Origin of the sequence: Amycolatopsis sp. NPDC052450 (assembly GCF_044547565.1) — a bacterium.
Taxonomy (GTDB): Bacteria; Actinomycetota; Actinomycetes; order Mycobacteriales; family Pseudonocardiaceae; genus Amycolatopsis.
In genome coordinates this window covers 68743-88034 of the sequence record NZ_JBIUAQ010000019.1, presented here as the reverse complement: position 1 = coordinate 88034, position 19292 = coordinate 68743, and the positions used below count along the sequence as shown (strand labels likewise).

Genomic DNA, 19292 nt, shown 5'->3' with positions numbered 1-19292 from the left:
ATGCCAAGAATCCCCGCCATGCAGGCCGTCGTCGACGTCCTGGTCAGTGAAGGCGTCGACACCGCGTTCGGCTGCCCTGGTGCCGCGATCCTCCCGCTGTACCAAGCGATGCAGGACAGCGGCATCGAGCATCTGATCGTGCGCCACGAAGAGGGCGCGACCCATATGGCCGACGGCTGGGCGCGGACCACCGGCAACGTCGGCGTCGCGATCGGCACTTCGGGCCCCGCCGGGACGAACATGATCACCGGGCTCTACACCGCGCAGGCCGACTCGATCCCGATCCTGTGCATCACCGGGCAGGCCGACTCGCGGAAGCTGCACACCGAGGCGTTCCAAGCCGTCGACATCGTCGAGATCGCCAAACCGGTGACGAAGTGGGCCGTGCAGGTCAAGGAGGCGGCTCAGCTGCCGTGGGTGTTCCGCGAGGCGTTCCGGATCGCGCGGTCCGGCCGCCCCGGCCCGGTGCTGATCGATCTGCCGATCGACGTCCAGCGGCAGGAGATCGAATGGGACTCCAGCATCGATTCGCCGCTGCCGGTCACGAAGGCGACGCCGTCACCGGCCAGGGTCGAACGAGCACTGGACCTCCTGCTGGCCGCCGAACGGCCGCTGATCCTCGCGGGCGGTGGCGTGGTGCTCGGCGACGCGAGCGACCGGCTGCGGACCGTGGCCGAACTGCTCGGTGTCCCGGTCGGCGTGACGTTGATGGGCAAGGGGACCTTCCCGGAGGACCACGAACTGTTCGCCGGCATGGCGGGCATCCAGACCTCGCAGCGGTGGGCGAACGCGGCCTTCCTCGAAGCGGATCTGGTGCTGGCGCTGGGAGCGCGGTTCGGCGACCGGCACACCGGTGACCTCGACGTGTACCGGGGCGACCGGAAGTTCATCCACGTCGACATCGAGCCGACGCAGCTGGGCAAGGTGTTCGGGCCGGACCTCGGCATCGTGTCGGATACGGGTGCTTTCCTGGACGCGCTGATCGCGGCGGCGTCGAAACGTGCTTCGGCGCGGGATCGCGCGTGGCCGCGACGGATCGGCGAACTCAAGGAGAGCCTGCCGCGCCGCGAGGACTTCGAGGACACGCCGATCAAGGCGCCCCGGGTGTTCAAGGAGATCAACGAGTTCTACGGCGAGGACGCCTACTTCGTCACCGCGATCGGGCTGTACCAGATCTGGTCCGGTCAGTTCCAGCGCGCGCACAAGCCGCGGCACTATCAGGTGTGCGGCCAGGCCGGTCCGCTCGGCTGGGAGATCCCGGCGGCGATCGGCGTCAAGAAGGCGAAACCGGAGGCCGAAGTCGTCGGCGTCGTCGGGGACTACTCGTTCCAGTTCCTGGTGGAGGAGCTGGCGGTGGCCGCGCAGTACGACGTCGGATTCGTGCTGATCATGCTGAACAACGAGTACCTCGGGCTCATCCGGCAGGCCGAGACCGGCTACGAGATGAACTTCGAGGTCGACATCCACTACGACAAGATCGGCACGGACAACGTGAAGGTCATGGAGGCCTACGGCTGCTCCGGCACCCGCGTCACCGAACCGGGTGAGATCCGGACGTCGCTGGAGTGGGCGCGCAAGGAGGCCGAGCGGACGTCGCGGCCGGTGCTGGTGGAGATCATGATCGAACGCGAAGGGAACGCCGCGATGGGCAAGGCGCTCGACAGCGTCGTCGAGTTCGAGCCGATCGCGGGCTGAACGACGGTGTCCCGGCACGCCTGAAGCTGCCGGGACACCGTCTCGCGATCAGGCCTTGCCCTGGTCGTTGCTCAGCCACTTCTCCGGCCGGACGCGGACCAGCACGGAGTTGTCGCTGAGCGCGCCGTCGACGTACTTCGTGCCCTCTTCGCCGGGCAGGTAGCGCTGCGCGATCTTCAGCGCCTGCTCCCTGGTCGGCGGCGTGTCGTTCGCGATGACCGGACCCTCGGCCGTCACATACTTGTACGGCAGCGTCTCCGACTGGGCGACCAGGCTGAGCCTGCCCGCCTTCTTGATCGCCTTGTCCTTGACCGAACCGCCGTCCATCCAGATCAGGAGTTCCCCGCCGGGCTCGTAGTCGTACCAGACCGGTACGGCCAGCGGTGCCCGTCCTTCCCGCTCCACGGCCAAGACCCCGATGTGGACCTCGCTCAGGAAGGCTTCCCGTTCCTCGGTGGTCATGACGAAAGACGACATCCGTGTCTCGCTTCTCTCGGCTGGTGATCTACGAGAAGCGACAACGCGTGCGGGCTTCAGGACATTCCGGGCACCCGCCCCCGCAATTCGTCACCTACTTGCGTCCTGGCAAGTAGGTGACGAATTGCGGATGGTCACGGGGTCGGGGGAGTGGTGGTGCTGGTCGGGCTCGCCTCGCCGGTGTCCCCGGCCGGGGTCGAGGCCGGCGGCGGGGTGGTCGTGGTGCTGGACGGCGGAGGAGTAGAGGACGGAGGCGTCGAGGACGGAGGCGTGCTTGAAGGCGGTGTCGACGAGGGAGGCGTCGGCGAAGGCGGCGTGTTGCTCGGCTTCGAGGGCGAACTGCTGCTCGGCGGCGTGGTGCTGCTCGGCGGCAGCGACGTGCCGGGCAGCGGGGTCGGCGGCGTGGTCGTACCGGGCGCGGGAGTGCCGGGCAGGGTCGGCACCGGGACCTGGCCGCCCGGCGTGCCGGCGGCGACGTCCTGGGAATCGGGGGCGCCGACGGGGACCTGGCTGTCCGGCATCGTCGCGACGCCACCGCGGTAGGCCACCGCCCAGCGGATCACGGTGTCCACATAGGACAGTGAGTGGTTGTAGCGGTACACGGCCACGCGCTGGGTCTGCTCGGACGTCAGGTCGACGCCGCCGGAGCAGAGGTAGCGTCCCGAGCCCAGTGTCGCGTCGTAGATGTTGTTCGGGTTCGACTCGCCGTCGCCGTTGCCGTCGGAGGCGTAGCCCTTCCATGTCGACGGGATGAACTGCGTCGGGCCGACGGCGCGGTCCCACACCGGGTCGCCGTCGTACTTGCCGCCGTCGGTGTCGGGGATCGCCGCGAAGGGCCCGGCGCCGTTGAGCTGTGGGCCTCGAATGGGTTCGAGGGTGTCGCCCTTGGCGTCGACGTAGCCGCCACGCGCGTGGTTCGATTCGATGCGGCCGATGCTGGCGATCAGCGCCCAGTCGATGTGGCAGCCGGGCAGTTCCTTCGCGAGGATGTCCGCCGCGTTCTTGTACGCCTTCATCATGCTGGCGGGGATGCCGAGCGCGCCCGACGGCGCGAACGAGCCACCGACGTTGCCGGTGCCGCCGGGGACGATCAGCGGATCGGGGTTGGGCGGCTCGGGGAGGCTGCCGTCGACGGCGATCTCCGGGACCGTGCCCGCCGGCGGCTGCCAGGCCGCGGCCTGGTTCTGCGGTACCGACGGTTTCGGCGCGGCGATCGGGGTGTCGGGCCCCGCCGACGCGGTGACCGCGGGCAGGACGGCGAGTGCGCCACCGGCGAGCGCGAAAGCCGTCCGGTGCCGGGCGGACAACCTGTCCGTCTGTCGAGGGCGGTGCTTCGGCATGTTCTCTCCCGCTAGGTCGACTCCGGGCAAAACTATCCGATACAACCGAATTTCGGGGACGACGTAACGAAAAACCCGCGAACCTGTCGAGTTTTCGTCCGCCCGGCACAAGACCTTCGTAGTGAAGTTGTCAATTTCACGCTGAGTTCACCGAAACGTCAGCAGAATCGTCGGTCGCTTCGGGGGCGTGGTCTGAACCGCGTGCAAAGAAGCCTTTGCACAATCTCCTTTGCACGGCTACCTTGGTGTCATGACCGGTCCGCCGCCTCCCGAAGAGATCGCCGACGCCGCTGTACTGAAGGCGGTGATGCATCCGTTGCGCCGCCGCATCATGGAGGCGTTGGGCCGCGGACCCGCGACGGCGACGAAGCTGGCCAAGGAACTGGGGGAGAGTTCGGGCGCGACCAGCTATCACCTGCGGGAACTGGCGAGATACGACTTCGTCGAGGAGGCGCCGGAACTCGCGCACGGCAAGGAGCGCTGGTGGCGGGCCCGGCAACGGGACATCCGCTGGCCCCGGCACAGCGAGCAGAACGACGAGATGCGGGCGGTGTTCGACGAGGCGCAGCGCGCCGCGTTCACCGAGGACCTCGAGCAGATGGCGCGTTTCCTCGATCGCCGCGGTGAACTGGGCGAATGGGGCGACGCGCTGGTGTTCTCGCGCGGCGCGGTCCACGTGAACCTCGAAGAGCTCAAGCAGTTCTGGGAGGAGTACCTCGACCTGCTGCGCCGCTATTGGCGGCCGGAACCCGGCCCTGGCGCACGGAAGGTGTTCGTGCGCTGGACGGCGTTCCCGGATCCCGACGGGGAGGTGCCGGAAGGGAAGTGAAAACCGGTGGGAGAGCGGCCACTCGACCACCGGTAACGCGTCACCACGCCGGACGGCGTGTCTTCACGAACGACTCCACACGCAAAGGGGGAGCAGCATGCTGCTCTGGAAAAGAATCGCGGCCGTCGGCGCCGCGGCGAGCCTGCTCGCGGCGGGGACCGCGACGGCCGCGCAACCGCCGGACGGGGTATCCCGCGCGGACGCCACGATCCGCTATACCGAGTACGGCATTCCGCACATCGTCGCGAACGACTGGGTGAACCTGGGCTTCGGGCAGGGGTATGCCGCGGCCAAGGACAACCTCTGCGCGATCGCGGACGTCGCGATCACGACACGGGCGGAGCGTTCCCGCTGGCTCGGCCCGGACGCGCCGCCGACGAGCGGGGTGAGCCAGGCGAGTTCGAACCTCGCGAGCGACCTGTACTTCCAAGGTCTGAACGAAAGCGGCGTGCTCGAGCGGCTGCTGTCGGAACCCGCGCCTCGAGGGCCGTACCGCGAGGTCCGCGAGCTGATCCGCGGTTACGCCGAGGGGGTCAACAAGTACCTGCGCACCGGCGAGGTCACCGACCCGGCCTGCCGGGGCGCCGGCTGGCTGAAGCCGATCACCGAACTCGACGTCTATCGGCACAGTCACGCGGTCGGCATGATCTTCGGACAGGGCGGGGTCGCGGATTCGATCACCGCGTCGCTGCCCGGTGCACCGCCGGCGGGCGCCGGTACCGAGCAGATGCTCGGGGAGACCGGAATCGGCAGCAACGCGATCGCGATCGGCTCGGCCGCGTCGGCGAACGGCCGCGGTGTCTCGCTGGCCAACCCGCATCTGCCATGGCAGCTGAGCGGGACCAGGCTGTGGCAGTCGCAGCTGAGCCTGCCGGGCGAACTCGACGTCAGCGGCGCCGGAATCCCCGGTATCCCGATGATGTGGCTGGGACACAACGAAACCGCCGCCTGGAGCGGCACGGCCACCGACACGACCCGCACGTACACGCTGTTCGAACTGAAGCTCGTGCCCGGATCGCCGACGACCTACCTGGTCGACGGAAAGCCCGAGAAGATGCGGCGTGCCGACGTGAGTGTCCTGTCCCGTAAGGCGGACGGGACCTTGGAGCGCGTCGTACGTCCACAGTGGACGTCAAGGTACGGTCCGGTGACGACCCGGCTCGGGCAGCGGGAACTGCCGTGGACGGCGTCGAGCGCTTTCGCGATCGCGGACGCCAACGCCGGCAACCTCGGCATGACGAACTCGATGTTCACGATCGCCCGCGGCCGGACGGCGGGCGAGATGATCGGCGCGGTCCGCGAGACGCAAGGGCTGCCGTGGATGAACATCCTCGCCACCGACGATCGCGGCCGGGTGGAGTACAGCCAGATCCACGGGGTCCCGCACGTCACCGACGAGAAGGCGGCGCGCTGCAACACCCCGCTGGGCAAGGAACTGTTCGACGCCGACGGGGTCGCGGTGCTCGACGGTTCCAGGACGGCCTGCGCGTGGGGCCGCGACCGTGACGCGCTGAGGACGGGCGTCTTCGGCCCGTCCAGCCTGCCGAACCTGAGCCGGGCCGACTACCTGGCGAACTCGAACGACAGTTACTGGCTGTTCAATCCCGCCGAGCCGAAGATCGGCTTCCCCAGGATCGTGGGACCGGTTCGCTACGAACAGAACATGCGGACGCGGGGTGGCTTCGTCGAGATCGCCGATCAGCTGAAGAAGGGCGGCTTCACGGGGCAGGCGATGCGGGACCTGATGTTCTCGCACCGGGATCACGCCGCCGAACTCGTACGGGCCGACGTCGTCGCGATGTGCCGCACGATGGCGGGAACGGCCGCCGCGTGCGCCGCGCTGGCGGGCTGGGACGGTCGTTCCGACGCCGACAGCCGAGGCGCGCTGCTGTTCGACCGGTTCTGGTCCACTGTGGATCGCCTGGGGCCGTCGATCTGGAAGGTCCCGTTCGACGTCAAGGACCCGGTCCACACGCCCAACACCCTCGACACGGGAAATGCCGCGATCCGCAAGGCGCTCACCGACGCGGTCGCGGAGCTGGACGCGGCGAAGATCCCGCTCGACGCACGGTATGGCGACAACCACTACGTCGTTCGCGACGGCCGGAAGATCCCGCTGGGCGGCGGAAGCGCCGGCCGTGGCGTCTACGACTCCCTGGGCGGGCCATGGGATCCGGCCCGCGGGTACACCGAGTTCACGCACGGCGGGACGTACCTGCACGTCGTGGCGTTCAACGGCACCGGCTGCCCGGACACGACGACGCTGCTGACCTACTCGCAGTCCGCGAACCCGAAGTCCGCGCACCACAGCGACCAGACGGAGCTGTACTCGCGCAAGCAGTGGGTCACCGAACGGTACTGCGAGAAGGACATCCTCGCGTCGCCGTCGCTCGACGTGGTCCGGGTGAGCAGGCGATGATCGGCGCGCTGCTCGCGGCCGCCGTCGTGGTGGTCTCCTCACCGGTACCCGCCGCCGCTCCGGCCGGCGACGTCTCGTTCACCAGCCACGGGGTCACCTTGCACGGGACGGTGGTCGCTCCGGAGGGCGACGGCCCGGCGCCGGGCATCGTCATGGTGCACGGCTCCGGCGAACACGACCGGGACGACTACCGCACCGAAGCGGAAGCCTTCGCCAAGGCGGGGATCGCGACGCTGATCTACGACAAGCGGACCGAAGGTTATTCGCTGTTCGAGCGGAACTACTCGGTCCTCGCCGACGACGCGCTCGCCGCGGTGCGGGCGCTGCGCTCGCGTCCGGGCGTGGATCCCGCCCGGGTCGGGGTGTGGGGTTTGAGCGAGGGTGGCTGGGTCGCGCCGTTGGCGGCGTCGAAGTCGAAGGACGTCGCTTTCGCGGTCACCGTCGGCGCGAACGGGGTTTCGCCCGATCGCCAGCAGTCGTGGGCCTTCGAAACCTATCTGCGGCGCGGCGGGGTCACCGGCTCGATGGTGGACATGGTGGCGTCGACGAACATGCGGACCCTCGCCGGCGCCGGTGCGTTCCCGGAGGCCGGATACGACCCGGTGCCGGTGCTGGAGAAGGTGCGGCAGCCGGTGCTCGGCCTGTGGGGCGAACTGGATCGGCTCACCCCGCCCGGCGAGGCCGTCCGGATCTTCCGGGAAACACTGGAACGGGCGGGGAACCGGCAGTACACGCTGAAGGTGTTCCCGCAGGCCCAGCACGGGCTCCGGCGGACCACGGACGGTTTCGACAAGCTCGACGGCTTCGCGCCCGGCTACCTCGACCTCGTCGGGGCCTGGGTGAACGGAGTGCGGAACGAGCCGTCCGCCGACCCGCCGCCACCGCAGGCGAGCCAGAGCGTCGCGCTGGCACCGCTCGCCTGGTACGAGGCGCCGTGGGTGCAGATCGGGGTGTGGGCACTGGCGTTGCTGGCGTTCGCCGCCTACCCGGTGACGGCGTTGTTCCGCCGTCGCAAGGAGGTCCCGCTCGCCAGGCCCGCACGCTGGCTGGCGTCGACCGGCCTGCTCGCCACGGCGGGGTTCCTCGTCTACTACACCGCGCTGACGATGGGCGCCGCGATGGCGCCCGGTCCGGTCCTTTTCGGACGTACGTTGCCGTGGCTCGCCTTGCAGCTGGCCGCGATCGGTGTCGTCATCGCCGGTGTGGTGACGGCGGTTTCGTGGTGGCGGAAGAAGGAACGCGGGGGAGTCCGCGTCGGCCTGCTGCTGGCCGGCGCGGTGCTGTTCGTCCCGTGGGCGGTCCACTGGGGACTGCTGGTGCCGTGAAATGAGCCTGGGTGCCGGGCGGCCACCCGGCACCCAGGCGTACGGAAGCCGCGTCACCACGCCCGAGGGCGTGTCTTCACGAACGGGACCTCCGGGTCAGAAGATACTCACGGCTTCGGGGTGACGGCGAACCGGCGCAGCCGCAGTGCCGGGTTCTTGGCGCGTACCTCGGAGATCCGGTCGGCGGAGACCTCCCCGGTCGCGGTTCCCGTGCGTTCGCCGAGCGAGGCGACGACGACGCCCATCGGGTCGACGATCATGCTGTGCCCCGAGCCGGTGGGTGCGGCCTGACCCGCCGCGACGAGGTAGATCGTGTTCTCGATCGCCCGCGCCCGGACCAGTGTGGTCCAGTGGTCCTCCTTGAGCGGGCCGGGCATCCACTCCGCGGGCAGCAGCACCGCGTCCGCGCCGGCGTCGACCAGACGGCGGGTGACCTCCGGGAACCTCAGGTCGTAGCAGGTCTGGAGGCCGAACGTGATCCCGTCGGCTTCGAACGTCTCCGGGGCTTCGATGTCACCGGGCCGGACGAGTTCCGATTCGCGGAAGCCGAAGGCGTCGTACAGATGGATCTTGCGGTAGAGAGCGGCGATCGCTCCGTCGGGACCGGCCGCGACCAGCGTGTTCGAGATCCGCTCGCCATCGGGGAGGGCTTCGTTGATGCCCGCGACGACGGTGATCTGCCGGCCCTTCGCGAGACCGCGCAGCTCGGTGACGAAGGGGCCGTCGAGTTCTTCGGCCGAGGTCACGAATTCCCGGCTCATCGTCGGTACGGTGAACAGCGAGTACTCGGGCAGCACGATCACTCGCGCGCCACGGTCGGCCGCTTCGCCGACGAGGGAGGAGACGCGCGCGAGGTTGGCCTCTTTGTCGTTGCCGGGCGCGAACTGCGCCACCGCGACGTGCACCATGGGACCCCTTCCAATAAGTGGAACTCTTGTATACATGATGGATACTTGGCTGGTCCAGGTGTAGGCTCAGTCGCGGAAAGTAACGGCATAGAGGGGAAACGAGATGACTGTGACCGCCGAAGGGGGCGGCCCGGCGCGCGAGCGGGTCTACACGTGGCTGCGCGACGGAATCATCTCGGGCGAGCTGGAAGGCGGCCGTTTCCTCGACGAAGTGTGGGTTTCCGGCGTCGTCGGCGTGTCAAGGACGCCGGTGCGCGAGGCGTTCCACCGGCTGGCCGCCGAGCGGTTCATCAGTCTCCTGCCGCGCAAGGGTGCTCAGGTGCGCACGGTCACCGCCAGGGAACTGGAAGAGGTCTACCAGAGCAGGCGGCTGATCGAAGGTCACGCCATCGCGGCACTCTGCGCGAACCGGGCAGGCGCTCCCGCCGAACTGCCCGAACTCATCGAAGCGATGGCGAGCGCCGGTGCCGAACGCGACTGGTTCGCCGTTTCGGGCTTCGACCGCCGATTCCACCGCGCCATCGTGAACGCGGCAGGCAACACCGTCCTGGCCGAGCTCTACGACACCCTGCGTTCGCGGCAGCAGCGGGTCACGGTCCGCGCGCTGGAGGCACGCCCGGAACGGCTGACGGTGATCAACGAGGAACACCGGGCGCTGGTCGCCGCTCTGGACGACCATGACGTGAAAGAGGCGTCACGGTTGCTGGAGGAACATCTGCGGCCGGTGTCCGAAGTGATGTCGGTGCTGCCTCAGGAAGGTTGACCCGGCTGATCGTGGTGGCCGAGGTCGCTGAGGTGGTCCGGCGCGTCCATGACACCGATGTCGCGGCCGAAGACGCCGCGGAACGGCTGACCAGCCTGGTCGAAGGACTCAGCGAGCGGTGGTTTTCTGGTTCGATGGAGCTGGACAGGGCGCGGAGTCTCCTGCGGGACGCGGTCGCGCTGGAACTGGACAGGGTGGGGGCTTGGTGGGACTCGAGAAGGTCGTCGGCGTCATGCGTGACAACCTCACCGTCCGGCGCGTCTACGGCGAGCCCGTGGAGAAGGACGGCGTCGTGATCATCCCGGCCGCGAAGGTCGTGGGCGGCGGAGGCGGCGGAAACGGGGCCGAACAGGACAAGGAAGGCGAGGGCGGCGGTTTCGTGCTCGCCGCGCGACCCGTCGGCGCTTATGTGCTCAAAAACGGTGACGTGCGCTGGATCCCGGCGGTGGACGTGACCTTCCTCGGCGCGGTGTTCGCCGTCATGGTCGCGTCGATCCACCGGGCTCGGCACCGGCGATCCCGGTGAGAATGAGATCGATCCCGGTGAGGAACTGCTCCCGATCGTCGTGTTCGCGCACCTCGTCGGCGATCGACCGCAGGAACGGGAATTCGGCGGGATCGAGCTCTTCCCACGCGTTCGCCGCCGCGCGGAGGAATTCCGTGCGGTCCACGCCGGGCCCGAGCACCTTGGAGTTCGCGATGTTCTGGCCCGCGGCGCCGAAGATGTAGTGCACCAGCGCCGAGGTCGCCGTGAACCAGGTGGCTTCGGGGGCGCCCAGCGCACTGACCCGCCGGCCGATGCCTTCGAAGATCCGCGGCGTCACCGAGCCCCAAGGGCTGCGCGAGAGCTGGGCGGTGAGTTGCGGGGGCAGCCACGGATGCCGGTCGATCGCGTCGAACAGGCCGAGCGCGATCGCACGGATCTCTCGCAGGGGCGAGCCCGTGGCCTCGACGTTCAGAGCGGCGCCGACGACGGACGCCGTCGCGGCGTCGAGCAGCGCGCCCTTGTTCGGCACATGCCAGTAGATCGCTCCCGGACCGGTGGAGAGGCGTTCGGTCAGCGTCCGGAAGGTCAGCCCGCGCTCGCCGGCCGCGTCGAGCAGTTCGACGGCGGCCTCGACGATGCGCTCGCGGGACAGTGCCTCCGCGCGTGTCCGTGCCATGCCGTCATCCTGGCAGAGCGCCGGTCCGGATCGGCCGCTTTCGGGCCCCGCCAGGGAGCCGGTATCGCGGGTCCGCGGTCGTGGGTATGTCGTGAAGGGCCCCTTTGAGACGATGAAGGTCTCAAAGGGGCCCTTCACGACATAAGACTTCGACGTTCACCACCAGCCGAGGTGAAGAGGCGCGGGCAGGCGGCTTTCGGGTTAGTTTGCCTGTATGGCGAAAAGCTCGGCGGTGGAGATCGAGGTCGGCGACCGGACGGTGCGCGTCTCCAACCCGGATCGCGTCTATTTCCCGGCGCGGGGCGAGACGAAGCTCGACCTCGTCCGGTACTACCTCGCCGTCGGCGACGGGATCGTACGGGCGTTGCGGGAACGGCCGTGCATGCTGCACCGGTTCCCGTCGGGGGTTTCGGGGGAGAAGGTCCACCAGAAACGGGTCCCGAACGGTGCCCCGGAGTGGCTCCAGACCGTCCGCGTCGACTTCCCCTCCGGCAGGCACGCCTACGAACTGTGCGTCACGCATCCCGCCGACGTCATCTGGGCGGTGCAGATGTCGACCGTCGAGTTCCACCCGTGGAACTCCCGCCGCGCCGACACCGAACGCCCGGACGAGTGGCGGATCGACCTCGATCCGATGCCCGACTGCCCGTTCTCGACCGTGCGGAAGGTCGCCCACACCGTCCACGAGATCCTGGACGAACTCGGCATCACCGGCTGGCCGAAGACCTCCGGCGGGCACGGCCTGCACGTCTACGTCCGGATCGAACCGCGGTGGGGTTTCCAGGAGGTCCGCCGGGCGGCGCTCGCCTTCGCCCGCGAGGTCGAGCGCCGGATGCCCGACGAGGTCACCACCACCTGGTGGCGCAAGGACCGGGACCCGGCGAAGCTGTTCGTGGACTACAACCAGAACGCCAGGGACCACACCATCGCGAGCGCCTACTCGGTCCGCGGCGTGCCCGAAGCCGTCGTCTCGACCCCGATCGGGTGGGACGAGATCGACGACGTCGAGCCGCGCGAGTTCACCATCGCCACCGTGCCCGCGCGCTTCGCCGAACTCGGCGACCTGCACGCGGGCATCGACGACACGACGTACTCGCTCGACACGCTGCTCGAGTGGGCCGACCGCGACGGCCTTGAAACCGAGGATTAGCGCAACTCCGCACTCGCGTGATCAGAGGCGTAACTCACGTGATCAGAGACGGATCTCGCGTGATCAGAGGCGTCACTTGCCGACGTACTCCGCCAGGTGCTCGCCGGTGAGCGTCGACGCGGCCGCGACGAGGTCGGACGGCGTGCCCTCGAAGACGATCTTGCCGCCGTCGTGGCCGGCACCCGGGCCGAGGTCGATGATCCAGTCGGCGTGCGCCATGACCGCCTGGTGGTGCTCGATCACGATCACGGATTTGCCCGCGTCGACGAGCCGGTCGAGCAGGCCGAGCAGGTTCTCGACGTCCGCGAGGTGCAGACCGGTGGTCGGCTCGTCGAGGACGTAGACGCCGCCCTTGTCGCCCATGTGCGTCGCGAGCTTCAGCCGCTGCCGTTCACCGCCGGAGAGCGTGGTGAGCGGCTGGCCGAGGCTGAGGTAGCCGAGTCCGACGTCGTCGAGCCTGCTGAGGATCGCGTGTGCGGCCGGGATGCGCCCTTCGCCCTCGCCGAAGAACTTCACGGCCTCGGACACCGGCATTTCGAGTGCCTCGCTGATGTTCTTGCCGCCGAAGGTGTACTCCAGCACCGAGGCCTGGAACCGCTTGCCCTCGCACTCCTCGCAAGTGGTCGCGGTACCGGCCATGATGCCGAGGTCGGTGTAGATGACGCCCGCGCCGTTGCAGGTCGGGCAGGCGCCCTCGGAGTTGGCGCTGAACAGTGCCGGCTTCACGCCGTTGGCCTTGGCGAAGGCCTTGCGGATCGGTTCGAGCAGGCCGGTGTAGGTGGCCGGATTGCTCCGCCGCGAGCCGCGGATGGGCGTCTGATCGACCGAGACCACGCCTTCGGCGGCGGGGATCGAGCCGTGGATCAGCGAACTCTTGCCGGAACCCGCGACACCGGTGACGACACAGAGGACGCCGAGCGGGACGTCGACGTCCACGTTCCGGAGGTTGTGCCGGTCGGCGCCGCGGATCTCCAGTTTGCCGGTGGGTGTGCGGACGCTGTCCTTGAGCGCCGCCCGGTCGTCGAGGTGCCTTCCAGTGATGGTGTCGCTGGCGCGCAGGCCGTCGACGGTGCCCTCGAAGCAGATCGTCCCGCCCGCGGTGCCCGCACCGGGGCCGAGGTCGACGACGTGGTCGGCGATGGCGATCGTCTCCGGCTTGTGCTCGACGACCAGCACCGTGTTTCCCTTGTCGCGCAGCTGCTGGAGCAGGTTGTTCATCCGCTGGATGTCGTGCGGGTGCAGCCCGATGGTGGGTTCGTCGAAGACGTAGGTGACGTCGGTGAGCGAGGAGCCGAGGTGCCGGATCATCTTCGTGCGCTGCGCCTCACCACCCGAAAGCGTGCCGGACGGCCGGTCGAGGGAGAGATAGCCGAGCCCGATGTCGACGAAGGAGTCGAGCGTGTGCTGAAGCTTCTCCAGCAGCGGCGCGACCGACGGTTCCTTGAGCCCGCGGACCCAGTCGGCGAGGTCGCTGATCTGCATCCTGCAGGCGTCGGCGATGTTGATCCGCTTGATCTTCGAGGAACGCGCGAGCTCGCTGAGGCGGCTCCCGTCGCATTCGGGGCAGACGGCGAACGTGACCGCCCGGTCCACGAACGTGCGGATATGCGGCTGCATCGCCTCGCGGTCCTTGGCCAGGAACGACTTCTGGATCGTGGGGATCAGCCCCGAGTAGGTCAGGTTGATGCCCTCGATCTTGAGCTTGACCGGCTCCTTGTAGAGCAGATCGTCCAGCTGCCGTTTGGTGTACTTCTTGATCGGCTTGTCGGGGTCGAAGAACCCGCAGCCGCGGAGGATGCGGCCGTACCAGCCGTCCATGGAGAAGCCGGGGATCGTCAGCGCGTTCTCGTTGAGGGATTTGGTGTCGTCGTACAGGGCGGTGAGGTCGATGTCGTTGACCTTGCCGCGGCCTTCGCAGCGGGCGCACATCCCGCCGGTGATGCTGAACTCGCGGCGTTCCTTCGTGGTCCGTCCGGCCTTCTCGACGGTCACGGCGCCCGCGCCGGAGATCGAGGCGACGTTGAAGGAGAATGCCTGCGGCGAGCCGATATGCGGTTTGCCGATCCGGCTGAAGAGGATTCGCAGCATCGCGTAGGCGTCGGTGGCGGTGCCGACCGTGGAGCGGGGGTCGGAGCCCATCCGCTGCTGGTCGACGATGATCGCGGTGGTCAGGCCGTCGAGCACGTCGACCTCGGGCCTGGCCAGCGTCGGCATGAAGCCCTGCACGAAGGTGCTGTACGTCTCGTTGATCAGCCGCTGCGACTCGGCCGCGATCGTGTCGAAGACCAGTGAGCTCTTGCCGGACCCGGAGACACCGGTGAACACCGTCAGTCGTCGCTTCGGCAGCTCGACGGCGACGTTCTTGAGGTTGTTCTCGTTCGCGCCGAGTACCCGGATCAGGTCGTGGCTGTCGGCGGGGTGTTCCTCGGGCGGCTGCGGCTTGGTGGTCTTGCGCATCGTCTCTCCATCCTCGTGTGGGCCGCGTGTACGTTCCGTCAGCCTCACCGGGCTCGATCTAACCAGCTTCGAGCCGTTCGTCCTCATTGGTGATCACGCTAGGTGAACGCGGCCGGCCGCCGCTTCTCGATTCCTGATCGGTCTCCACCGCCTGTTCAGACGCTCCAGCCCTCGCTCTTGGTCGCCTTCAGGTAGTCCTCGACCGGTGGCCCGACCGGCCTGCCCTCGTACTGCGTCGAGAGCACCACCGACGACCGGATCTCGCCGTGTTTGCCCAGCCGTTCGAAGAGACCTTCGAGATGTTCGAGCGACACGGCCCGCACCTTCAGCATGGTGCACCGGTCGCCGCTGAGCCGGTGCAGTTCGACCACCTCGGGGTAGTCGTCGGACTTGCTGGTGCGCAGCAGGCAGCTGCCGAGCGAGCAGCGCATTTCGACGAACGCCTGGAGGTCGTACCCGGCGCGGCGCGCGTCCACCTGGGCGCGGTACCCGGTGATGACGCCGGCCTCCTCCAGCCGCCGGACCCGTTCGGCGACCGCCGGGGCGGAGAGGTTCACGCGGCGGCCCAGTTCCTTGAACGAGAGCCGCCCGTCGCTCTGGAGCGTTTCGACGAGCCGCCAGTCGAGGTCGTCCAGCGCTCTTTCCGATCGTAAGGTCATCGCGCCCGGATTCCTTTCATGATGGGCCTCGCGCCCCCGCGAGGCCTTCGACAGCCTATTCGCCGAGGCGCCCGGAATCCCTAGATTCGAATCATGAAACCGATGTTCGCGCTCTTCATGGGCGTCGCCTGTCTCAGCACCGCGGTCGTCGGCCTGTCCACCACGGCGGCGTTGATCGTGGTCGAGCACGCCGGTGCCGCCTGGAGCGGGCTGCCGAACGCGGTGCTGGTGCTCGGTTCCGCCGCGGGTTCGCTGTCTTCCGGAGCCCTGGCCACCCGCTACGGCAGGCGCTTCGTCCTGGTGCTGATGTACGGGTCCGCGGTGGCGGGGGCGCTGATCTCGTTCGCCGGTGTGCTCGGCGGATCCGTGCTCGCGCTGGTGGCCGGGATGCCGTTGATCGGCTTCGGCAACAGCGGGGCCCAGCTCTCGCGGTACACGGCCGCGGATCTGTCGCCCGAGCATCGCAAGGGGTTCGCACTGTCCACAATGGTCTGGGCGGGGACCGTCGGCGCGGTGGCGGGGCCGGCCTTGATCGCGCCGGCCGCGGCGAAGGCGGAAGCCGCCGAACTGCCCGCGCTGTCCGGTCCGATCGCGGCCGGGGCGATGGTCGTGGCCATCGCGGTGCTCGCCGTCGCCACCCTGCCGCGCGGCCTCGCCGCCCCGGAGGAGGGCGTACCGAGGCGGGAGCGGATGTCCGTGCGGAATCCGGTGATCCTCGGGCCGCTGGTGGCGATGGTCGGCGCGCAGCTGGCCATGGTGGCGGTGATGACGATGACCCCGGTCCAGCTGCACCAGCACGGTCAGGGGCTCGACGTCGTCGGCTGGGTGCTGAGTGCCCATCTGGTCGGGATGTTCGCGCTGGCACCGTTGTCCGGCTGGATCGCCGACCGGTGGGGCGGGCGCGCGGCCATCTTCGGCGGGATCGGCACGCTCACCGTCGCGGCGGTCACCGCGATCGGCGCCCCGGATTCGCATCACGTGGGAATCCCGTTCGCGATGTTCCTGCTGGGCTACGGCTGGAACCTGGTGTTCGTCGGCGGCAGCAGCATGCTCAGCCGCGATCTCCCGCCCGCGCAGCGGACGAGGGCGCAGGGCACGGTCGACGCCTTCGTCTGGGGGACGTCCGCGGCGGCGAGTCTGCTCGCCGGGCAGCTGTTCGGCCTGGGCGGATACGTTCTGGTCGCCGTCGCGGGCGGCCTGTGCGCGCTCGCCCCGCTCGCGGTGATCGGCCGCCGGGCGACCGCGCCGGAACCCGTTGAAAAAGCCGAACTCAGCTGATCTGCGAAACCCGGGGCCTGCCGTCATACTGCTTCACTCCGACACGAACGAACCCGTGATGACGCAGATCACGTGGGTGACCGATTCGGAGGGTCCTAGGGTGAAAGCAGACAAGGTGCGGGAGATCGGGGGTGCACGATGAGCGAGTTCGCGGTGAATCTGCGGGACCGGGTACGGCAGGCGAGGGAAGACGTCCAGACCGCCAAACAGGCCTCGGACGAGGACAGGGCTTCGGCCGTCGGCGCCGATCTGGCCAACCTGGAGCGACTGGCCGCCGAGCACGGGGTGGAACTGCCCGAGCAGACCTCGGGTGACATCCGGGCGTGACCCCGGGTTCCGTGCCGGTGATCGGCCTTTGACACCCTGGGGCTTGTGACCGAAAGCCTGAACCGGATCCGTGCCTTCCTGGCGGACCGCGAACCGCCGACACCGTGCCTGGTGGTGGACACCGACCTGGTCGCGGAGCGGGCGGCCGCGGTCTCGACGGCCTTCCCGGACGCACTGATCCGATACGCGGTCAAGGCGAACCCCACGCCAGAGGTCCTGGACGCGGTGCTGTCGGCCGGCGCGGGATTCGACGTGGCCGGGACGGCGGAGATCGAGCTGTGCCTGTCCCGTGGCGCGCGAGCGGCGGAACTGGCCTACGGCAACACGATCAAGAAACCGGCGGACATCGCCTTCGCCTACGAACGCGGAGTCCGTGAATTCACCACGGACTCCGCCGGGGATCTGGCGAATCTGGCCGAGTACGCGCCCGGTTCGCTGGTCTCGGTCCGTTTGCTGACCGGCGGCCCGGATTCGGTGACGCCGTTCGGCCACAAGTTCGGCTGTGAACCGGAGGTGGCCGCGGCGCTGCTCCGCCAGGCCGTGGAAGCCGGGCTGCGGCCGGGAATCGCGTTCCACGTCGGTTCGCAGCAGCCGGATCCGGCCGCCTGGGAGATCGGGATCGCGACCGCGGCCAAGGTCGCCGCCGACGCCGGTGCCGGCCTGGAGCGGCTCAACATCGGTGGCGGGTTCGCCACCGAGCACCGGGAATCCGTGCCGTCACTGACGGACTACGCGGGCGTGATCCATGCCGCCCTCGAAGCGCACCTGCCGGAGCCGGAGCTGATGCTGGAGCCGGGCCGCGTGATCGTCGCCGACGCCGGGCTCATCAGGACCGAAGTCGTGCTGGTGACCACCCGGGCCGCCGCCGACGAACGCCGCTGGGTCTACCTCGACGTCGGCAGGTACAACGGAATGGCGGAGTGCGAGAACGAAGCCGTCGCGTATCGGCTGGAGCCCGTCGGCGTCAAGGGTCCGCAAGGACCGGTGGTCCTCGCGGGCCCGACCTGCGATGGTGACGACGTGCTGTACCAGCGGACGCCGTGCGCGCTGCCGAAGTCGTTGAAGGCGGGTGACCGGCTGGACATCCCGGGCACCGGGGCGTACACCGCCAGCTATTCGTCCGTCGCCTTCAACGGAATCGAGCCGTTGCGCACCTATTGTGTGGGGAGGTTCGCCGATGCCGGGTGAAGTACCACTCGTCGGCCGGTTCGCCGGCCGCCACGTACTCGCGGAGTTCGAGGGGATCGAGCCGTCACTGCTCGACGACGCCTCGCTCCTGAAGAAGACCCTCGCCGACGCGGTGATCGAGGCGGGGGCGACGGTCTGCGAAGTCGTGTCGCATTCCTTCGCCCCGCAAGGGGTCACCGTGCTGGCGCTGCTGGCCGAATCGCACGCGTCCGTGCACACCTACCCGGAGATCGGCTCGGTGTTCGTGGACGTGTTCACCTGCGGCGACCGGGCGGATCCGGAGCGCGCGGTCGCGCTGCTGGCGAAGCTGCTGGGCGCCGGCACCGTCCGGATGTCCACTGTGGAACGAGGAGAGAGCTGATGGCGCAACGAGTGATCGTCGAGCCGATGGGCGCGGGGCTCACCCGGAACTGGGACGTCGACGAGGTCCTGTTCGAAGGCCGTACCGCGTTCCAGAACGTCCTCATCGGACGGACCGCGCAGGGGATCTCCCTGTTCTGCGACGACGAACGGCAGAGCACCGAACTGAGCCAGCTCGTCTACCACGAGGCGCTGATGGTCCCGTCGCTGCTGCTCGCCGAACGCGTCGAGCGGGTGCTGATCATCGGCTCCAGCGAAGGGGTCGCCTCCCAGCTCGCGGTCACCGCCGGCGCCGAGGTGGTCGATCACGTCGACATCGACGCCGAAGCGGTGCGGGTCTGCGCCGAGCACCTTCCCTACGGTTACACCCTCGACGAACTGGCCCGTGCCGAGCGCGGGGAGGGGAAGGTCCGCGTCCACTACCGCGACGGCTGGGAGTTCCTCGCCGAAGCCCAGGAGCGTGGGGACACCTACGACGTCGTCGTGATCGATCTGCCGGACGAGAACGACGATCCGGAGGCGCAGCACAACCGGTTGTACGGTGCCGACTTCCTCGCCCGGTGTACGGCACTGCTCTCCGACGGGGGAGTGGTCGGCTGCCAGGCCGGCTGCCCGACGCTGTGGCGCAATCAGACGCTGATCGCGTCGTGGCGCCGGTTCACCGAGTCGTTCGGGACCGTTCTCTACTACGGTTCGGACGAGCACGAGTGGGCCTTCCTGAGCGGCCGTGCCGACGTGCTCGACGATCCCGGCGCCCTCGTCGCGGAGCGGATCGGCAAGGCGGGGATCGGGGAGTCCACTATGGACGAAGACGCGCTGAGGGCGAACACGGTCCCGCCGTTCTCCCTGCGGCGTCGCTGAGACTCCCGCCGGGATGTGAGGCGATCCGCCGTGGGGGGGGGAGACAGGCATTTTGTAGCAGCGTTTGTGCTCGAGTTTTCTGAAGGGTGAGAC

At 68.9% G+C, this 19292-nt stretch carries 19 protein-coding genes; 13 read left to right on the top strand and 6 right to left on the bottom strand.

What is annotated here, in order from left to right:
• Positions 1 to 1695 carry a glyoxylate carboligase gene (gcl, locus tag ACIHAO_RS27580; protein WP_396562544.1) on the top strand — a complete coding sequence of 565 codons (1695 nt, stop codon included), beginning with the start codon at positions 1 to 3 and terminating at the stop codon, positions 1693 to 1695.
• A 48-nt stretch (positions 1696 to 1743) separates the two neighbouring features.
• Here gcl and ACIHAO_RS27575 read toward each other — a convergent pair whose 3' ends face one another.
• Positions 1744 to 2172: a pyridoxamine 5'-phosphate oxidase family protein gene (locus ACIHAO_RS27575; protein ID WP_396562542.1), complete on the bottom strand. Its 429-nt coding sequence runs from the start codon at positions 2170 to 2172 to the stop codon at positions 1744 to 1746.
• Between the two features lie 134 nt (positions 2173 to 2306).
• Positions 2307 to 3512: a lytic transglycosylase domain-containing protein gene (locus ACIHAO_RS27570; protein WP_396562540.1), complete on the bottom strand. Its 1206-nt coding sequence runs from the start codon at positions 3510 to 3512 to the stop codon at positions 2307 to 2309.
• Between the two features lie 250 nt (positions 3513 to 3762).
• On the opposite strand from ACIHAO_RS27570, the gene ACIHAO_RS27565 reads away from it, so the two are divergent.
• The 3 genes from ACIHAO_RS27565 to ACIHAO_RS27555 all read left to right on the top strand — a co-directional run bounded on the left by ACIHAO_RS27565 (position 3763) and on the right by ACIHAO_RS27555 (position 8085).
• Positions 3763 to 4341 carry an ArsR/SmtB family transcription factor gene (locus ACIHAO_RS27565; protein ID WP_396562538.1) on the top strand — a complete coding sequence of 193 codons (579 nt, stop codon included), beginning with the start codon at positions 3763 to 3765 and terminating at the stop codon, positions 4339 to 4341.
• Between the two features lie 97 nt (positions 4342 to 4438).
• The gene (locus ACIHAO_RS27560) at positions 4439 to 6760 is read left to right on the top strand and encodes a penicillin acylase family protein (RefSeq protein WP_396562536.1); all 2322 of its coding nucleotides are present in this window, start codon (positions 4439 to 4441) and stop codon (positions 6758 to 6760) included.
• The gene (locus ACIHAO_RS27555; protein ID WP_396562534.1) at positions 6757 to 8085 is read left to right on the top strand and encodes an alpha/beta hydrolase family protein; all 1329 of its coding nucleotides are present in this window, start codon (positions 6757 to 6759) and stop codon (positions 8083 to 8085) included. Before ACIHAO_RS27560 ends, ACIHAO_RS27555 begins: the two co-directional genes overlap by 4 nt.
• A gap of 107 nt (positions 8086 to 8192) precedes the next feature.
• Here the strand turns inward: ACIHAO_RS27555 and ACIHAO_RS27550 are convergent, their stop codons facing one another.
• Positions 8193 to 8993, bottom strand: a complete 801-nt coding sequence (locus ACIHAO_RS27550) for a carbon-nitrogen hydrolase family protein (RefSeq protein ID WP_396562532.1) — start codon at positions 8991 to 8993, stop codon at positions 8193 to 8195.
• A 103-nt stretch (positions 8994 to 9096) separates the two neighbouring features.
• On the opposite strand from ACIHAO_RS27550, the gene ACIHAO_RS27545 reads away from it, so the two are divergent.
• From ACIHAO_RS27545 to ACIHAO_RS27535, 3 genes are read left to right on the top strand one after another with little or no spacing between them, the layout of a single operon-like run.
• The gene (locus tag ACIHAO_RS27545) at positions 9097 to 9756 is read left to right on the top strand and encodes a GntR family transcriptional regulator (RefSeq protein ID WP_396562529.1); all 660 of its coding nucleotides are present in this window, start codon (positions 9097 to 9099) and stop codon (positions 9754 to 9756) included.
• An 11-nt stretch (positions 9757 to 9767) separates the two neighbouring features.
• Positions 9768 to 10052 (top strand): TetR family transcriptional regulator C-terminal domain-containing protein, encoded by a 285-nt coding sequence (locus tag ACIHAO_RS27540; RefSeq protein WP_396562652.1) that lies wholly within the window; start codon positions 9768 to 9770, stop codon positions 10050 to 10052.
• Entirely contained in the window at positions 9962 to 10282 is a 321-nt protein-coding gene (locus ACIHAO_RS27535) for a sporulation protein (protein ID WP_396562527.1), read from the top strand. Before ACIHAO_RS27540 ends, ACIHAO_RS27535 begins: the two co-directional genes overlap by 91 nt.
• Here ACIHAO_RS27535 and ACIHAO_RS27530 read toward each other — a convergent pair.
• A complete protein-coding gene (locus ACIHAO_RS27530; RefSeq protein WP_396562525.1) occupies positions 10236 to 10919 on the bottom strand; it encodes a TetR/AcrR family transcriptional regulator in 684 nt (227 codons plus the stop codon). The genes ACIHAO_RS27535 and ACIHAO_RS27530 overlap by 47 nt on opposite strands.
• Positions 10920 to 11133: 214 nt before the next feature.
• On the opposite strand from ACIHAO_RS27530, the gene ligD reads away from it, so the two are divergent.
• The gene (gene ligD / locus ACIHAO_RS27525; RefSeq protein ID WP_396562523.1) at positions 11134 to 12069 is read left to right on the top strand and encodes a non-homologous end-joining DNA ligase; all 936 of its coding nucleotides are present in this window, start codon (positions 11134 to 11136) and stop codon (positions 12067 to 12069) included.
• A 72-nt stretch (positions 12070 to 12141) separates the two neighbouring features.
• Here ligD and ACIHAO_RS27520 read toward each other — a convergent pair whose 3' ends face one another.
• Both ACIHAO_RS27520 and ACIHAO_RS27515 read right to left on the bottom strand, forming a co-directional pair.
• On the bottom strand, positions 12142 to 14526 hold the full coding sequence (locus tag ACIHAO_RS27520; protein ID WP_396562521.1) for an ATP-binding cassette domain-containing protein: 2385 nt from the start codon (positions 14524 to 14526) through the stop codon (positions 12142 to 12144).
• Between the two features lie 155 nt (positions 14527 to 14681).
• The gene (locus ACIHAO_RS27515) at positions 14682 to 15185 is read right to left on the bottom strand and encodes an Lrp/AsnC family transcriptional regulator (RefSeq protein WP_125781852.1); all 504 of its coding nucleotides are present in this window, start codon (positions 15183 to 15185) and stop codon (positions 14682 to 14684) included.
• A 93-nt stretch (positions 15186 to 15278) separates the two neighbouring features.
• Between ACIHAO_RS27515 and ACIHAO_RS27510 the strand changes: the two genes are divergently transcribed.
• From ACIHAO_RS27510 to ACIHAO_RS27490, 5 genes are all read left to right on the top strand, one after another.
• Entirely contained in the window at positions 15279 to 16463 is a 1185-nt protein-coding gene (locus tag ACIHAO_RS27510) for an MFS transporter (protein ID WP_396562519.1), read from the top strand.
• A gap of 138 nt (positions 16464 to 16601) precedes the next feature.
• Positions 16602 to 16790, top strand: coding sequence for a hypothetical protein (locus tag ACIHAO_RS27505; RefSeq protein WP_396562517.1), 189 nt, complete (start codon positions 16602 to 16604; stop codon positions 16788 to 16790).
• A 45-nt stretch (positions 16791 to 16835) separates the two neighbouring features.
• Complete coding sequence (locus ACIHAO_RS27500; protein ID WP_396562515.1) at positions 16836 to 17978, top strand: type III PLP-dependent enzyme; 1143 nt, start codon at positions 16836 to 16838, stop codon at positions 17976 to 17978.
• On the top strand, positions 17968 to 18339 hold the full coding sequence (gene speD / locus ACIHAO_RS27495; protein WP_396562513.1) for an adenosylmethionine decarboxylase: 372 nt from the start codon (positions 17968 to 17970) through the stop codon (positions 18337 to 18339). Before ACIHAO_RS27500 ends, speD begins: the two co-directional genes overlap by 11 nt.
• Positions 18339 to 19199 (top strand): spermidine synthase, encoded by an 861-nt coding sequence (locus tag ACIHAO_RS27490; RefSeq protein WP_396562511.1) that lies wholly within the window; start codon positions 18339 to 18341, stop codon positions 19197 to 19199. Before speD ends, ACIHAO_RS27490 begins: the two co-directional genes overlap by 1 nt.
• Positions 19200 to 19292 lie beyond the last annotated feature (93 nt).

Coding starts and splice junctions, on each gene's coding strand:
- ACIHAO_RS27505 (WP_396562517.1), top strand. CDS start 16,602: ATGAGCGAGTTCGCGGTGAATCTGCGGGACCGGGTACGGCAGGCGAGG.
- ACIHAO_RS27515 (WP_125781852.1), bottom strand. CDS start 15,185: ATGACCTTACGATCGGAAAGAGCGCTGGACGACCTCGACTGGCGGCTC.
- ACIHAO_RS27490 (WP_396562511.1), top strand. CDS start 18,339: ATGGCGCAACGAGTGATCGTCGAGCCGATGGGCGCGGGGCTCACCCGG.
- ACIHAO_RS27560 (WP_396562536.1), top strand. CDS start 4,439: ATGCTGCTCTGGAAAAGAATCGCGGCCGTCGGCGCCGCGGCGAGCCTG.
- ACIHAO_RS27520 (WP_396562521.1), bottom strand. CDS start 14,526: ATGCGCAAGACCACCAAGCCGCAGCCGCCCGAGGAACACCCCGCCGAC.
- ligD (WP_396562523.1), top strand. CDS start 11,134: ATGGCGAAAAGCTCGGCGGTGGAGATCGAGGTCGGCGACCGGACGGTG.
- ACIHAO_RS27545 (WP_396562529.1), top strand. CDS start 9,097: ATGACTGTGACCGCCGAAGGGGGCGGCCCGGCGCGCGAGCGGGTCTAC.
- ACIHAO_RS27550 (WP_396562532.1), bottom strand. CDS start 8,993: ATGGTGCACGTCGCGGTGGCGCAGTTCGCGCCCGGCAACGACAAAGAG.
- ACIHAO_RS27555 (WP_396562534.1), top strand. CDS start 6,757: ATGATCGGCGCGCTGCTCGCGGCCGCCGTCGTGGTGGTCTCCTCACCG.
- ACIHAO_RS27510 (WP_396562519.1), top strand. CDS start 15,279: ATGAAACCGATGTTCGCGCTCTTCATGGGCGTCGCCTGTCTCAGCACC.
- gcl (WP_396562544.1), top strand. CDS start 1: ATGCCAAGAATCCCCGCCATGCAGGCCGTCGTCGACGTCCTGGTCAGT.
- ACIHAO_RS27530 (WP_396562525.1), bottom strand. CDS start 10,919: ATGGCACGGACACGCGCGGAGGCACTGTCCCGCGAGCGCATCGTCGAG.
- speD (WP_396562513.1), top strand. CDS start 17,968: ATGCCGGGTGAAGTACCACTCGTCGGCCGGTTCGCCGGCCGCCACGTA.
- ACIHAO_RS27570 (WP_396562540.1), bottom strand. CDS start 3,512: ATGCCGAAGCACCGCCCTCGACAGACGGACAGGTTGTCCGCCCGGCAC.
- ACIHAO_RS27565 (WP_396562538.1), top strand. CDS start 3,763: ATGACCGGTCCGCCGCCTCCCGAAGAGATCGCCGACGCCGCTGTACTG.
- ACIHAO_RS27575 (WP_396562542.1), bottom strand. CDS start 2,172: ATGTCGTCTTTCGTCATGACCACCGAGGAACGGGAAGCCTTCCTGAGC.